This window comes from Corallococcus sp. CA049B, from assembly GCF_003611685.1.
Taxonomy (GTDB): Bacteria; Myxococcota; Myxococcia; order Myxococcales; family Myxococcaceae; genus Corallococcus; species Corallococcus coralloides.
The window spans coordinates 1-14,170 of record NZ_RAWC01000021.1 but is presented as its reverse complement, the minus strand read 5'-3'; the positions used below and the strand labels follow the sequence as shown (position 1 = coordinate 14,170).

The 14,170-nt window shown below is 71.2% G+C and carries 16 protein-coding genes; 7 read left to right on the top strand and 9 right to left on the bottom strand.

Annotation, left to right across the window (positions count from 1 at the left end):
* The first annotated feature begins 259 nt into the window (after nucleotides 1-259).
* The gene (locus D7W82_RS07300; protein WP_233587365.1) at nucleotides 260-541 is read left to right on the top strand and encodes a helix-turn-helix domain-containing protein; all 282 of its coding nucleotides are present in this window, start codon (nucleotides 260-262) and stop codon (nucleotides 539-541) included.
* 80 nt (nucleotides 542-621) lie between these two features.
* Nucleotides 622-987, top strand: a complete 366-nt coding sequence (locus D7W82_RS07295) for a response regulator (protein ID WP_120617634.1) — start codon at nucleotides 622-624, stop codon at nucleotides 985-987.
* An 11-nt stretch (nucleotides 988-998) separates the two neighbouring features.
* On the opposite strand, the gene D7W82_RS07290 is transcribed toward D7W82_RS07295, so the two are convergent.
* Both D7W82_RS07290 and D7W82_RS07285 read right to left on the bottom strand, forming a co-directional pair.
* Nucleotides 999-1,610 (bottom strand): hypothetical protein, encoded by a 612-nt coding sequence (locus D7W82_RS07290; RefSeq protein ID WP_233587355.1) that lies wholly within the window; start codon nucleotides 1,608-1,610, stop codon nucleotides 999-1,001.
* A gap of 102 nt (nucleotides 1,611-1,712) precedes the next feature.
* Nucleotides 1,713-3,233 carry a HAMP domain-containing sensor histidine kinase gene (locus D7W82_RS07285; RefSeq protein ID WP_120617633.1) on the bottom strand — a complete coding sequence of 507 codons (1,521 nt, stop codon included), beginning with the start codon at nucleotides 3,231-3,233 and terminating at the stop codon, nucleotides 1,713-1,715.
* Nucleotides 3,234-3,514: 281 nt separating this feature from the next.
* Here D7W82_RS07285 and D7W82_RS07280 point away from each other — a divergent pair, with 281 nt between their 5' ends.
* Nucleotides 3,515-3,901, top strand: a complete 387-nt coding sequence (locus D7W82_RS07280; protein ID WP_014393086.1) for a hypothetical protein — start codon at nucleotides 3,515-3,517, stop codon at nucleotides 3,899-3,901.
* Here D7W82_RS07280 and D7W82_RS07275 read toward each other — a convergent pair.
* From D7W82_RS07275 to D7W82_RS07255, 5 genes are read right to left on the bottom strand one after another with little or no spacing between them, the layout of a single operon-like run.
* Nucleotides 3,898-4,893 (bottom strand): hypothetical protein, encoded by a 996-nt coding sequence (locus D7W82_RS07275; RefSeq protein ID WP_120617632.1) that lies wholly within the window; start codon nucleotides 4,891-4,893, stop codon nucleotides 3,898-3,900. The two genes, D7W82_RS07280 and D7W82_RS07275, sit on opposite strands and share 4 nt — an antisense overlap.
* Nucleotides 4,894-4,895: 2 nt before the next feature.
* Nucleotides 4,896-5,291 carry a hypothetical protein gene (locus D7W82_RS07270; protein ID WP_120617631.1) on the bottom strand — a complete coding sequence of 132 codons (396 nt, stop codon included), beginning with the start codon at nucleotides 5,289-5,291 and terminating at the stop codon, nucleotides 4,896-4,898.
* 13 nt (nucleotides 5,292-5,304) lie between these two features.
* On the bottom strand, nucleotides 5,305-5,982 hold the full coding sequence (locus tag D7W82_RS07265) for a hypothetical protein (RefSeq protein WP_120617630.1): 678 nt from the start codon (nucleotides 5,980-5,982) through the stop codon (nucleotides 5,305-5,307).
* Complete coding sequence (locus D7W82_RS07260; RefSeq protein ID WP_120617629.1) at nucleotides 5,979-6,887, bottom strand: hypothetical protein; 909 nt, start codon at nucleotides 6,885-6,887, stop codon at nucleotides 5,979-5,981. The genes D7W82_RS07265 and D7W82_RS07260 overlap by 4 nt, the downstream gene beginning before the upstream one ends.
* Before the next feature lie 32 nt (nucleotides 6,888-6,919).
* Complete coding sequence (locus D7W82_RS07255) at nucleotides 6,920-7,876, bottom strand: hypothetical protein (RefSeq protein WP_120617628.1); 957 nt, start codon at nucleotides 7,874-7,876, stop codon at nucleotides 6,920-6,922.
* Nucleotides 7,877-8,152: 276 nt separating this feature from the next.
* Here D7W82_RS07255 and D7W82_RS07250 point away from each other — a divergent pair, with 276 nt between their 5' ends.
* Nucleotides 8,153-9,199 carry a pirin family protein gene (locus tag D7W82_RS07250; RefSeq protein ID WP_120617672.1) on the top strand — a complete coding sequence of 349 codons (1,047 nt, stop codon included), beginning with the start codon at nucleotides 8,153-8,155 and terminating at the stop codon, nucleotides 9,197-9,199.
* On the opposite strand, the gene D7W82_RS07245 is transcribed toward D7W82_RS07250, so the two are convergent.
* Nucleotides 9,200-10,021 (bottom strand): hypothetical protein, encoded by an 822-nt coding sequence (locus D7W82_RS07245; protein WP_120617627.1) that lies wholly within the window; start codon nucleotides 10,019-10,021, stop codon nucleotides 9,200-9,202.
* A gap of 17 nt (nucleotides 10,022-10,038) precedes the next feature.
* Here D7W82_RS07245 and D7W82_RS07240 point away from each other — a divergent pair, with 17 nt between their 5' ends.
* From D7W82_RS07240 to D7W82_RS07230, 3 genes are read left to right on the top strand one after another with little or no spacing between them, the layout of a single operon-like run.
* Nucleotides 10,039-10,950, top strand: coding sequence for a DUF6310 domain-containing protein (locus D7W82_RS07240; protein ID WP_120617626.1), 912 nt, complete (start codon nucleotides 10,039-10,041; stop codon nucleotides 10,948-10,950).
* Nucleotide 10,951: 1 nt separating this feature from the next.
* Nucleotides 10,952-11,725 (top strand): DUF5953 family protein, encoded by a 774-nt coding sequence (locus D7W82_RS07235; protein WP_120617625.1) that lies wholly within the window; start codon nucleotides 10,952-10,954, stop codon nucleotides 11,723-11,725.
* Nucleotides 11,726-11,734: 9 nt separating this feature from the next.
* Nucleotides 11,735-12,958 carry a glycosyltransferase family 4 protein gene (locus D7W82_RS07230; RefSeq protein WP_120617624.1) on the top strand — a complete coding sequence of 408 codons (1,224 nt, stop codon included), beginning with the start codon at nucleotides 11,735-11,737 and terminating at the stop codon, nucleotides 12,956-12,958.
* On the opposite strand, the gene D7W82_RS07225 is transcribed toward D7W82_RS07230, so the two are convergent.
* Complete coding sequence (locus tag D7W82_RS07225) at nucleotides 12,889-14,082, bottom strand: glycosyltransferase (RefSeq protein WP_120617623.1); 1,194 nt, start codon at nucleotides 14,080-14,082, stop codon at nucleotides 12,889-12,891. The genes D7W82_RS07230 and D7W82_RS07225 overlap by 70 nt on opposite strands.
* Between the last annotated feature and the right edge of the window lie 88 nt (nucleotides 14,083-14,170).

Here is a 14,170-nt window from a genome sequence, read left to right as displayed (position 1 = left end):
CTCCACGCTCGGCCGCCTCGCGAGCCGCCCTGGCGTGGCATCCCGGACATCTCATCCGTCCTGGACCGCACGTCCTGGCCAGCCCTCCCCGGGGAAGCGCCGGTTTCCCGTACCCCCGTGCAGATGCAGGGTCTGGCCGCGAACAGGGTCCCTTCACATGGCGCGGCGCGGCCCCAAATTATCCGCCGCGAATATGGCGAAGAACCGGCTCACAACGTGGACGAAGCTCCACCGGCGATTTGGCGGGCACGTGCGCAGCATGCGCAACAGCCGCGCGCTCACGCAGGAAGCGCTCGCCGAACGCAGTGACCTGTCGGTGGATGCCATCCGCCGCATCGAACGCGGTGCCTTCTCTCCGTCGCTCGACACGCTGGGCAAGCTGTCCGTGGGGCTGGACGTGTCCCTCAAGACGCTCTTCCACTCCTTCGACCTGGAGCGCACCGACGGCGTGGCGGAGATCTGCGACTTCCTCGCGTGCCGCTCCGGCTCCGAGCTGAAGCTCGCCTGGCGCGTGCTCCAGGCCATGTTCGATGAGCGCTGAAGCGCGCGCACCGCGTACCGGTCGCACCCGGCAGATGTTCCCTGTCACTCCAGGCGGGCTTGCCCTATGCGTCGGGGCCCATGAGCCGCGCGCCCCCCACCCTCCTCCTCGTCGAGGACGACAGCGACCTGCGCGACGCGCTCGTGGAGATCCTCCTCGCCGAAGGGCACACCGTCGCCGCCACGGAGAACGGTGACGAGGCGCTCGCGTGGCTGGAAGCGCACCCATGCCCCGCGCTGCTGCTCGTGGACATGTGGACGCCGCGCAAGGACAGCTGGCGGCTGCTGGACGCCCTGCGCCGCGAGCCCCGCTTCGCGGACCTGCCCGTCATGGCCATCAGCTCCGGCGAGGAGCGCCACCCCGCCATCCGCGAGGTGCTCGCCAAGCCCTTCGACCGCGAGGCCCTGCTCGCCGGGGTGCGCCGCTTCGTGCACCCGCTGCACTGAGAGCGAAACCGTCAGCCGCCCGTCGTCCGCTGCCCCAGCTTGCCCACCATGACCGGGTCCAGGCGGAACGAATCGAAGAAGCGGTCCGCGTCCTGGGGCGCGCGTCCCTCCGGGTGCAGCAGCAGCTGCTGGTACAGGCGCGGGCCCACCATGAAGAAGCGGCCCCGGAGGCGGCGCGGACCGGACATTCCCCCCACCTCCTGGCCGGGGAAGCCGCCCTCCAGCTCCAGCGTCTTCGCGGTGATGGCCGTCGCCCCCAGGGCCTCCAGCGCGCCCTGGCTGGCGCGGTCCACCACGTCGCGCGGGCTCACCTGCGCCACCGCCGCGAGCGGGAAGTCCGTATAGGAGACGTAGTAGGCGGTGTCCTCCTGCGTGCGCGCGGCGATGAACGTGTGCAGCGTCACCTCGCCCACGTCCGTGGGCTGCACGCGCCGCTCCTCGGTCACGGGGCCGGGGAACGTCACGCTGAAGCCACCCTCCCGCGACTGGACGACGGAGGACGGCGCCTCCCGCACGGGCTCGGCGGAGGACAGGGGGGGCTCGGTCTGCGTGCGCCCCGCGCACCCTCCCAGCACCAGCAGGGCGGCGGCCAGCGGCACGGCCCGGTGAGAACGCTTCATCATCCAGACGGCTCCTGACATGGGGCCGCAAGGTACGCCCTGCCCCGCCCGGGCGCATCCCTCTGCTTCATCCGGGCCCGCTTCAGGCAACGGTTGACCCGGCCTTCAGTGCACGGAGCCGGAGCCGGCTCCGGAGTCGGCGCCGGAGCCGGAGCCTTCTGGGGCGGGCTCCTCCTCGTCGGAGGGCACGGAGGACCTCGGTGGGCCGGCGGACACCCGGGCCAGGTGGACGCGGAACACGGAGCCCTGGCCGGGCCGGCTCTCCACCTCGATGCGGCCGCCGTGCGCCTCGATGATCCGCCGCGACACCGACAGCCCCAGCCCCACGCCCGGGGCGCGCTGCTTCGCGTTGCCCGCGCGCTGGAACGGGATGAAGAGCCCCTGGAGCTCCTCCGGCGACATGCCGATGCCCTGGTCCGCCACGGCCAGCACCACGTGCTCACCGTCGCCGCGCACGGACACCTCCACGCGGCTGCCGGCGGGGGAATACTTGAGCGCGTTGCTCACCAGGTTGTTCAGCACCTGCTCCAACCGGGAGGGGTCCGCGCGCACCAGCACCGCGGCTTCCGGCACCACCAGCTCCAGCGTGTGCCCGGACTCGCTGGACTGGTACAGCTCCACCACGGAGCGCGCCAGCTCGCGCGTGTCGCGCACCTCCGGCTGCAGGTCCAGCTTGCCGGCCTCGATGCGGGTCGCGTCCAGCAGGTCCCCCACCATCTGGTCCAGGCGCGCCACCTGACGGCGCACCAGCGACAGCGTGCGCTGCATCCGCTCCGGGGTGACCTCTCCGCGGCCCGTCAGCGCCGTGGACAGCTTCAGCGCGGACAGGGGGTTGCGCAGGTCGTGCGCCACGCCCGCCAGGAACGCCAGCTGCTGCTCCTGCTGGTGGGTCAGGCTGTCCGCCATCTCGTTGAAGGTGCGGGCCATGTCGCGGATCTCCAACGGGCCCTCCTCGGGCGCGCGCAGGTGCCGCCCACCCCGGCCGAAGCCGGCCATCGCGCTGCGCAGCGCCGTCACCGGGCGCAGCGCGAAGCGCCTCAGCCAGAAGACCACCAGGCCCAGCGTCGTCAGGAGCAGCAGGCCCAACAGCAGACCCAGCAGGTCGGCCATCTCGCTCCAGTGCGACGCGCTCTGCCGGGCCTCCTGCGCCTGGTCCACGTTGATTTGGATGAGGCGCTCCAGCGAGCGCAGCGCCGCGTTCAGCGAGGTCATCGCCGACGTCTCGTGCTGGGCCGGGGACACCCCCGGACCGAGCGGCGCATGCTGCGCGGCCAGGTAGGCGAAGACCTGCTGCTGCACCTCCGCCACGGCCTGGCGCTCCTCCCGGGTGGACGCGATGGCGTGCATCTCCAGCATCTGGCGTCGCAGGTCGGCCTCAAGCTGGGGCGGCGAGCGCCCGCGCGACGGGTCCGCCACCATGGGAGCACCCGGCGACGTCAGCAGCCGCGAGTGGACGAGCAGGTCCACCTCCAGCTCCTCGGCCTGCCGGACGCCTTCCACGGATTCACTCAGCGTGGAAGCCATGCGCTCCAGGGCGGTCGTCAGCACCACGAGCAGGGTGGCGGACACCATGGTGAGCAGCACCAACCCACCCACCACGGTGGAAAAGAAGGCGCGCAGGCTCATCGCCGCCTCCTCGCGAGCCCTCGGCCGGCGTCCCGCTTCGTCATGGTTGCCCATCCTCCCTCCGGGCCGCGCCAACCCAGGTGGTCGCTGCCCTCTTCCCAAGGAAAGCAACAAGCGTCCGATATCGTGGATTCGCGCCTGGATGCTGGCGGGCCAACTCCTGGCACGGCCCCCCAAAAGGAGCCGGCCTCCCGAGGCCCGGCCATGTTAGTCAGCACGGACACGCGGCCCGACGCGTCCCCCGGCGCTCGGGCGCCCGCTCTTCTCGCTGAGGTCACCCGATGGATCTGCTCGCACCACCGGCCCGCACCCTGAACTTCGATGCCTTCTGGCGCTGGCTCCAGGAGCACACCAACTGCATCCTGCGGTGTGGCTCCCCCGACATGACGCTGTTCGACCATGACGACTTCCACTGGATGCTGATGGAAGAGGAGCGCCAGCACGTCCTCCAGCTCATCAAGGGCAAGTCCCTGGTGGGCGAGATGGTGATGGTGGGCCGTGAGGTCTCCGAGGTCTCCATCTCCCCGGATCCGGACGCGGATCCGCAGGCGGGCCACTTCCTGGTGGAGCTGATGGGCGGCCCCAAGGAGGACCCGCAGGTGATGTACCACTTCATCATGGCCCACGGCATCGAGCCGGCCACCGGCCACCAGGGCTTCAAGCACTAGCGCGCGACGCGCTCGATGGCCTCCACCGCCGCGTGGACGCCGTTGACCCAGGCCGAGGGGCGCGCGGGCCCGGCCTGGTGCAGGAGCAGGGACGTGACCTTCGCCTCCAGCTCCGCCGCGTCCCCCACCCGCTCCTCCTCCCTCAACCGCAGGGCCTGCCGGTCATAGAGCCGGGGCCGGGCCCAGGCCACCAGCGGCGTCCCGGTGGCCCGGGCCTCCTGCACGGTGTTGTAGCCGCCCGCCCCCACCAGCACGTCCACGCCCCGCATCACCTCGAGCGCCGGCCAGACCGTCCGCCCGCCTTCATGGGGCGTGGGGACGAGCCACAGCACCGCCGCCCGTCCCGCCAGTGACGCGCGCAGCCGGGCCACCGTCTCCCCGGCCTCCGCCACCTCCTCCGGGCGGCCACAGCCCATCACCACGGCGAGGGGGCTCGAGTCCCCGTCATCCAGCCCCAGCCGCCGCCGGGCCTCCACCTGGGACAGCAGCGCGTCCGCGTCCAGCAGCAGCCATGGCGCCGTGCGCACCGCGCGCGGGTGGTGCGCGAAGGGCGCGTCCTCCCCGGGCACGACGAGCAGGTCGAACGCGTCCACGGCGCGGGCCACGTCGAAGCGCTCCACGTAGACGGGGTTGAGGTCGCGGTGCACCAGCACGCGCGGCGCGCGCACCGTGGGCAGCAGCGTCACCAGCTCTCCCGCGAGCCCTCGCGGAAACGTATCCACCACCAGCACGTCCGGCGTGGACTCCGCGAGCCACGCGCCCACCGCCGCCACGGTGGCGGCCTTGTCCAGCCGCGCGTCCACGCGGTGCACGGTGGCGCCGGGGCCCAGCCACGACTCCAGGGGCAGGCCGGGGGCGAACGGGCTGTTGGTGAGGAGGTCCACCGCATGGCCCCGGGCCACGGCCACGCGGGCCAGGGCCGCGGCGCGCGTCAGGTGCCCCAGGCCTCCGCCGAGCGCGTAGAGGCGCCAGTGCCGGCGTCGCGCGGCCACGCTCAGCTCCCGCCCAGGTCCTCCTCGAAGGAGGCGTCGTCCTCGCGCCGCACGCTCTCGCCGTCGGCCTCGGTGAAGTCGTTGGGGTCGCTGCCCGAGGACGAGGACCCGGAGCCGCGCCACGCGTCGCGGCCGTAGTAGCCGTAGTCCTCGTAGTAGTAGCTGGGGTCGTCCTCGTCGGAGGTGTTGGACAGGTCGCGGTTCTCATCGCCGTTGTCGGCGGTGCGCGCGCACGACACGCAGACCGTCTCCGCACCGTCGAGCGTGCGCATGTGCATCAGGCAGATGGGCTTCTGACAGCGCATGCACTGCGTGGTCGCCCCCCGCTCACACGGGTGGGAGAAGAGGAAGCCGGAGGTCTCCAGGCACGGCTCTGCGGAAGCGAAGGATGGGGACATGGCTCTTGGAGGCTCAGGGCGACGCGGCGCCCGCGGGGGTCTGGAGGCGGAAGAGCAGGGCCATGCGCAGGGGCAGGTCCAGCGAGTCGAAGCCGAGGCACGCGGCGGCCTCCGCGGACACCGGCTGCTTGGTGGCGAGCACCGTCTTGCCGGACGGGTCGCGCAGGGACAGCTTGCCGTCGCGCACCTTCACGTGGAGCGCCTCCGCGCCGGAAGCGCCCTTCACGGACGCGCCGCCGCCTTCGGAGGTCACGGCGTAGAGCAGCATGCCCTGGTCATCCGTGAGCACCCACCCGGAGCCCTCGCGCGTGAGCGTGTAGCGAACGGCCGAGCGCGCGGCGTCCTTCACCTGGAACGCGTCCGGGCCGCCCGTGACATAGGCCAGCACCGCGTCGTCCGGACCGGACACCTTGAGCTCGCCGCCCTTCCACTTGTAGCGGGCGACCTCCTTGTCCTCGCCGTCGACGAGCTTCGCGCCGTCGTCCTTGGGCTTGAGCGAGAAGCGCTCGCGGTCGTCGCCGTCCTTGAACTTGAGCTTGGCGCCCGCGTCCTTCGGCTCGGCGGCGGAAGCGGCGGCGTTGGCGGGGATCGCCTGGGTGGGCTGCGCGCTGGAGGCGGGGGCACCGCCCTGCTGGCACGCCGAGACTCCGAGCACTCCCAGGCCCACGAGGAACAGGACACGAAGCTTCACGGCAGGGACCTCACGTTCCCGGGCTGGCCCCGGGAGCTGGAGTAATTGAGCACCTGATACAGGCTCAAGAGCATCATCGTCACGGCGCGTGACGCATCCGTTTTCGACGGGGACCTGCCTGGGAGGCTCTCGGACGGCTCCGCCACCTTGGGGCCCCGGGCCACCCAGCCCTCATCCAGCAGGACGCGCAGCTCCACCCGGTCCTCGGCCACGCGCACCCGCTTCACCCGGGCGCCGGGGGGCAGCTTCACGGCGTTCCGCGCGCGCGCCTCCAGGGCCGTGAGCCCGGGGAAGCGCTCCGGCTTCACGCGCAGCCCCACCTGGAGCAGCGTCTTGCCCTTGCGCTTGGTCTTGAGCTTCGTCTTGCCGCTGCTGCCGCGGCCGTAGCGCTTGCGCTTCTGGACGTGCTCCACGACGGACAGGTGCAGGTGCGTGCCGTCCGCGAAGCGGCCGTGCAGGGACAGCCACGCGTCGGTGAAGTCCTCGCTGTCCCACCGGCCCCGCTTGCGCTTGCCCACGCATTTGCGCTCCGCATCCTCCGGCGCCAGGTCCAGCTTCACGTCCACGGGCGCGTTCGCGTCCAGGTCCACCTGGAACCGCTGGAGCAGCGCGGCCACCAGCCCGTAGCGCCGGTTGTCCAGGTCCGTGTGCTTCGAGCGAATCCAGAGGATGAAGAGGACGATGCTCGTCGCGAAGAGCGCGGCGGACAGCAGCCACTGCGACAGGACGGCGAACGAGATGCCGAGGCACATGGAGACAAAGGAGCCGATCCCCATCAGGATCCGCTTCCGCTCCGCCCGCGCGTCCAGTTTCCCCAGTGCCTTCAGGTCCTCCAGCACCTCCGCCACCGGAGCGCGGGTTTCGTAGACGTACGTCTTCTGGAATTCGGAGAGGTCGAGCGACACGGCCGTGAGCGTAGGGAGCCGCCCCCGGGCGGTCAAACCGACTGACGGCGTCCGCGCGCGGCCTGCAGCTTCGCGCGCCGCCGGGTGTAGCCCAGCACCTGGTAGAGGCTCAGGAGCATCATCGTCGCGGTGCGGGACGCGTCGTCCCGGGTCCCCGGTTCACGCTCCGCCCGCGCCACCCACTCGTCGGACAGCCGGGCGCGCAGCAGCAGCCGGCCCGGGGCGACGCGCACCCGCTCCAGTTCGACCTTCCGGGGCAGGCGCGTGGCGGCGGTGGCGCGGACCTTGAGCCGCTCCAGGCCGGGGTAGCGCTCTGGCTTCACGCGCACGGACACGCTCAACTGGGCGAAGCCCTTGCGCTTGGTCTTCGTCTTCGTCTTGCCGCTGGCGCTCGTCTTGGAGCGCTCGCGCTTCTGGAGCCGCTCCACCATGCGGATCCGCACGAAGGCGCCGTCCGCCAGCCGGGTCTCCAGCATGAACCACGGGTCGACGAAGAAGTCCGTGTTCCACCAGCCCACCAGGTCCTGCCTCACGCGCTTGTCGAGCACGTCCGGCGCGCGCAGGTCCAGCTTGAGCCGCACCGGCGCGTTCGGGGCCAGGTCCATCTCCAGACGCCGGAGCAGCGCCTGGGCCAGGCCGTAGCGCCGGTTGTCCAGGTCGCGCGGCTTGAGGGCGTAACGCCACAGGAAGAGGAGGAGCCCCACGACGAGCAGCGCCCCACCCACCACGCCCGTGACCTTGAGGAGCTGGGCACCCGCCTCGGTGATTTCATCCCGCTCCACGGTGCCCGCCCACACGCCGTAGGTCACGGCGGCCATCACCCCGCCCGGAAGCGCGGTGGACCACCCGGACCACGCCAGCGCGCGCCGCTGCCCCTCCGCGCGGGCGTCCAGTTGGGACAGGACCTCCATGTCCTCGAGCAGGTCCGGCACCGGCGCGCGGGACTGGTAGCGGAAGAGTTCGTGGAAGCGGCTGACGTTGACCGCCAAGGCGGTGGACTCCCTGCGATGCCCGTCGGGCGGACCCGTGCGCGAGCGTAGGGCCCTCTGGGCCGTCCTACCAGGGGTGAACCGCCGACCCGGCAGGCAGGCCGAGCGCCGGGAAGGCCAGGACGTTAGGTAGGATGGGCGGCCCCAACGGCATGGAGCGCGAGGTGGACCGTGGATGAAGTGAGCCGGAGGGCGGCGCTGAAGCTCATCGCGGCGGCGGGTGTCACCACCGTCGCGGGGTGTTCACGCGGCTCGGGAAAGGCAGAGGAGTCGAAGATGAGTCAGCAGCAGGCACAGCAACCGGAGGCCGTGGTCCGCGTGGATCCCCTGGGGCCGTCCCCCACCCCGTGGCGGACGCCGGATCCGTTCCTCTTCTGCGTGCACCATGACGACCGCTATCCCCAGGGCAACGAGAAGCTGGGGCCGCAGGCGTCGCTCGCGGGCCGGGACATCGGCCAGGACTTCGCGGGGCGGGACGGCTGGAACATGTACCACGGCACCGTGGTGCCGGGCTTCCCGCAGCACCCGCACCGGGGCTTCGAGACGGTGACCATCGTGCGCAACGGGCTGTTGGACCACTCGGACTCGCTGGGCGCGGCGGCGCGCTTCGGGGAGGGCGACGTGCAGTGGCTCACCGCGGGCGGCGGCATCAACCACTCGGAGATGTTCCCGCTGCTCAAGCAGGACCAGGGCAACCACATCGAGCTGTTTCAAATCTGGCTCAACCTGCCGCGCGCCAACAAGATGGTGCCCGCGCACTTCTCCATGCTGTGGAACCACGTCATCCCGCGCCACGTGGCGAAGGACGACGCGGGCCGCGCCACGAACGTCACCGTGGTGGCGGGCAACCTGGGCGACCTCCAGGCGCCTCCGTCGCCGCCCAAGTCGTGGGCCGCGAACGCGGACGCGGACGTGGCCATCTGGACGCTGAAGATGGAGCCGGGCGCGCGCTGGACGCTGCCGGCGGCGAAGCGCGGCACGAACCGGATGCTCTATTTCTTCCTGGGCTCGAAGATGAGCGTGGGAGGCCGGGCGGTGCCGGCGCGCAACGCCATCGAGCTGCGCGCGGACGTGGACGTGGTGCTGGAGAACGGCCCGGAGACGGCGGAGCTGCTGCTGCTCCAGGGGCGGCCCATTGGCGAGCCGGTCGTGCAGTACGGCCCGTTCGTGATGAACTCGCGGCAGGAGATCCAGCAGGCCTTCGCGGACTACCAGCGCACGGGCTTCGGCGGCTGGCCCTGGCCCAGCCACGACCCGGTGCACGCGCGCGAGGAAGGCCGCTTCGCGCGGCACGCGGACGGCAAGGTGGAGCGGCCGGCCTGATCAGGGCTTCTTCGCCTTGGCGCCCTCCCACTCGAAGTTCACGGAGGGCGCCTTGACGGTCTTGGCGTCCTTCATGAGGAAGCCCTCCTGGCGCGTGCGGGCGCGCTCCAGGGCGGGCTTCAGGGACGCGGGGATGGGCAGCAGCACGCCCACCACGAACATGTTCCCGCGGCAGGACTCGTTGTCGTAGCTGAAGGCGATGCGCACGGCGACCTTGTCTCCTTGGACGTGGTGGAAGGCGACGGAGCGATTCACGCTCTCGATGCCGGAGGAGTTGAAGCCCACGCAGTCCTCGCCGGGGTTCAGGCTCTCCATCAGGGCCACCACGGTCTTCGCGTCCTTGAAGGCCTTCTCGTCGTCGATGTGCTGCTTCACGAAGCCATCGGCCTTGAGCGCCTTGAGGACCTCCTTCTCCGGGAACACGTCCAGCAGGGAGAATTCGCCGCGGTCCTTCGTCACGTCATCGGTGACGTAGGTGGAGGCCGCGTACGGGTGCGCTCCGCCGGTAAAGCCGCCGACGGACTTCTCGTAGCTCACCCACGGCCCCACGACGGAGAGCACGGTGTAGGACTCGGCGGCCTCATAATCGGACGTGTCCCGGGGGTTCTCCGGGTCGGGCCGCAGGTTCTCCAGGAAGCCCTTCTTGCGCGACTGGAGTCCGAAGACCTCCTTGCCGCCGCGCAGGGCGCGCAGGTCCTTGGACGACATCTCGAACGTCACGTCGGAGCCAGTCACTTTCCACGTGAGAGGCTGGGACTTGGGAGCGGGCGCGGCCGTGAACAACGCCACCATCACCATGGAGCTCATGAGCATGCGCGCCATGCTATGGCAGCCGGGGCATGCGTTTCCGCACCTGCGTCGCACTGATGCTCTTCCTCGTCACGGCCTGCGCGACGACGCAGCCGCCCGAGTCCCGAAGCCCGAGGCGCGCCAACCTCCAGCGCGCGGCGACGCTGCCCTGGAGGGACGACGGCCGGTGCGTGGTGCGGGAGGCGTCCCGGACCTGGGCCGAAGTGGTGGAGCAGTGCTTTCCCGCGCTGGACACGCGGCGGGTCCGCTTCCAGGACGTCGAGCAGCGATGTCCCGTGGCCACGGCGGACGCGGCGAGTCTGCAAATGGTGGTGGGGGTCTGCCTGCTGACGCAGCCGGAGCTCGTGGTGGGCGCCGTGGTCGTCATCGGAGTGGTGGTGGTGGCGGTCGCCATCAAAGAGGAGTTGGAAGCGTATGAGCTGCGGCACGCGTATCCGGATGAAGATGCGCCCCGGACGCGGCCCCTCACACGGCAACCCGTGGCGGAGCACAGCCCAGAGCCCGAGGGGAATGCCTCCGGACGGGACTGGTTTCCTCCGCCAGGGCCGCCCAGCTCACTGGATCCGCGAGAGCGCGGCCCGGAGTGCATCCCCAAGCGGGTTCCACCCAAAGGGGGAAACGGTCTGCACAACATGTGCGCCGACAACATTCCGCGCAACGCCTTCCGAGGCGCCAACGTGCTGGTCAACGGCAAGGCCTTCGACGCGCTACAACCTGCGACGCGCACGCTCTGGGAGATCAAGACCGACAACTTCGATGCGTACTCGGAGGCACTGCGGGAAATCGTTCTCAGGAAGCAGGCGGCGGAGCTGACGCGGGAGCGCGACATCGCGCAGGCCTGCGGGTATGGCTTCGCGGTTGGAGTCCGAAGCACCGCGCACATGGAAGCATTGCGCAGTCTGGTTGCTGGCCTCACCGTTGTTGTCATGGACTGGTGCTGAAATGGCAACTCCACCGCGCTTTCTGCTCATCGCCTATGCGCCCGCGCTCGCGGCGGATGACGAACGCCCCATCACGACAGCCCGCGCCATGGAGCAGGCCATTCCAGGACTGAGCCTCTCGTGGTCGATCTCCGACGAAGGTCAGTTCATCCCGCTGGCGCAGCGGGATGCCTGGATCGCCCAAGAGCAGTCAACTCGCGGAATGCCCCTCCTCTGCAACGGGGATGAACACCTCGTGACGCTGACGGGATGGGAGAGCCCAGCAGGCGTCTCCGCTGGCCGGCAGGCTCAATTCCAGATCCATGCGAAATGGCGCAGGGATCCCAGCGGCATCACCGTGGCTACAGCAGTGCTCTCCGCAGTGGCGGAAGCCACACGCGCCTTCTGGGGCCATGTGACCCCCAGCGGCACGGCATCGGACATCGCGTTGCAGACAAGCCCTACGTTGGGAGGCCCGCCCCAACCGCCCAGGGGTCTGCCCGCGCTCAAGCTCCCGGAGGCCCTCCGTGCACCGGAGGTGCCGCATCGACTCGGGTGGCTCAACTACTGGTCCGACGCCACCGCGCGACTGCTCGGGTTCCCGGATGCAACACGCGACGCGGAGCTGCTGACCCGCTCACGCCGTACCTCAAGCGGAGGCTGGCTCGTCCAGCTCACGGACGCACCGCTCGACCTGGACGACCCCGCCCACCTCGACGCCCTGCTGCGCGCCTACGCACGCTTCCCTGAAATCGGCGGACGCGCCCCGTTTGCCGCCAGCCCGCCGTCGCGGTAGCACCGTTCCGTGGGCACCTCCGGAATCGTCTACGCGTCCTTCGACCGCTTCCCAGCGCCCAAGGGCGCCGCCGTGCACATCCGCGCCTTCGTGGAGGCCCTGGGCGCCGCGTTCGGCCCGGTGGACCTGGTGGCCATCGGCGACGCGCCCGGCGCTCCCCCGCCTGCCCTGGGTCCCCACGTCACCTACCACCCGCTGGGTGCCCGCGGGAAAGACCTGGTCGCCCAGGCGCTGACGTTCCGCTCTCACCTGGGTGCGTGGTGGCGGGGCCGGCCGCGCGCGAAGGTCGTCCACGTCCGCTCCATCTTCGAGGGCTACCCCATCGCCCGGCGCAAGGCCGCCCTCACCGACGCGCTCGTCTACGAGGTCAACGGCCTGCCCTCCATCGAGCTGAAGTACCACCACCCCGACGTCTCCGATGACGCGGAACTGATGCGCAAGCTGCTCGCGCAGGAAGAGGCCTGCCTCCAGGCCGCGGACCTCCTCGTCACGCCCAGCGCCGTCACCGCCGAGCACCTGCTCTCCCGCGGCGCGGATCCGAAGCGCCTGCGCATCATCCCCAACGGCGTGGACCTGGACGTGTTCCGCTACGCCCCGCCTCGCGCGCCTGAAGCCAGCCGCCCCGTGCGCCTGCTCTACAGCGGCACCATGACCGCGTGGCAGGGCGTGCACCACGCCATCGAGGCCTGCCGCCTCCTGCGCCGCGACCTGCCCGTCACGCTCACCCTCGTGGGCCCCCTGCGCAAGCACGCGCGCCGCGCCCTCCTGGACCGGTGCGGCGACCTCGTGCTCCAGGGCGCCGTCGAGATCCTCGAACCCCTGCCCCAGGAAGACCTCGCAAGGCTGCACCACGCCTGCGACGTCGTGCTCGTGCCGCTGCCCGTGAACGACCGCAACTGCGTGCAGGGCTGCTGCCCCCTGAAGCTCCTCGAAGCCATGGCCACCGGCACGCCCGTCGTCGTCAGCGACCTGCCCGTGGTGCGCGCGCTCGCGGAAGCCACCGAGGCCTACCGCATCCGCCCCGGCTCGCCCAAGGCCATCGCCGAGGCCGTGAGGGACCTCATCGCCCATCCCGCCCTCGGCGCCGCCCTGAGCGCCAACGCCCGAGCCCGCGTGGAGCGAGACTTCCCCTGGGGCCGCGCGCAGGAGGCGCTGGTGAACGCCTACTCGGACGACCTGGGCATCGCGCGCGTCAGCACGCGCGACAACACCGCCGCCTCCGCGTCCGCCTGAAAGCCCGCCTCGACTCGCGCCCGCGCCGCCGCCCCCAACGCCGCGCGCCTCGATTCAGGCATGCCCAGCACGTCCAGGCACGCCTGCCCCAGGTGGTTGAGCAGCGCCTTCTCCACGATGAAGCCATTCACCCCGGACTCCACCGCCTCCGGGATGCCGCCCGCGTCGCTGGCGATGACCGGCCGCGCGCACGCCATCGCCTCCAGCAGCGCGTTGGGCATGCCCTCCCATAGCGACGGCTGGAGATACACATCACACAGCCGCAGGTGCTCCGCGATGAGCTCCGGGGACTCCAGCGCGCCGGAGATGAGGATGCGCGCCGCGTCCTCCGGATGCTCCGCCCGGTAGGCCACCAGGTGCTCCGCGTCCCGGGCGCGCACCTCGCCAATCACCAGCAGGCACGCGGGCCGCACGCGCCGCACCTCCGTGAGCGCGGACAGGAGGAACGGCAGCCCCTTCTTGTGGCGCAGCTCCCCGGAGAAGCCGAGCACCGCCTCGCCCGGCTGGATGCCCAACCGCTCGCGCAGCGCCGCGTCCGCCGGGCCCGGTGAGAACAGCGCCGTGTCCACCGCGTTGGGGATGACCTCCACGCCCGGGTCGCGGCCCAGCAGCATCGCCATCTTCCGGCCCAGGTCCGCGGACGCGGCGGTGAGCACGTCCGCCCGCTGAAGCGTCCAGAGCAGGCGGGCGAAGTCCCCCGGCGGGAACATCAGCTGATCCACGTCATTGCCCCGCGCGCTCAGGATGGACTTGAGCCCCGCGCTCTGCGCGAACACCACCGCGAGGAAGCCCGGCGGGTACAGGTAGTGCCCCCACACCAGGTCGTACTTCCGCCGCGAGTGCAGGTGGCCGAGCACATCGAGCGTGTGCTGCATGGACAGGTCCGCGCTGCCGAACAACCCCAGCCGGTGCAGCGTGACGCCCTTCGCGAACGGCGACACGTCCCCCGCGTCCTGCACCGTCTCCAGCGCTCCGGGTTGCGCCGTGCGGGTCCAGGCGACCACGTCCACGCGTGCGCCCAACCGCACGAGCGAGCCCGCGGTGCGCGCCCCGCTGCGCGCGAGCCCTCCGATGTCAGGGGGAAAGCGCTCGGCGAGGAGGAGGACGCGGGGACCGGAGGCCATGCCCTGAATCTACCCGGCCGCGCGCGCCGGCAGGCGGGGAACCGCGAGGGATGAAAGGCGGAAGGCGTCCCGTTGCAACGCCCAATCC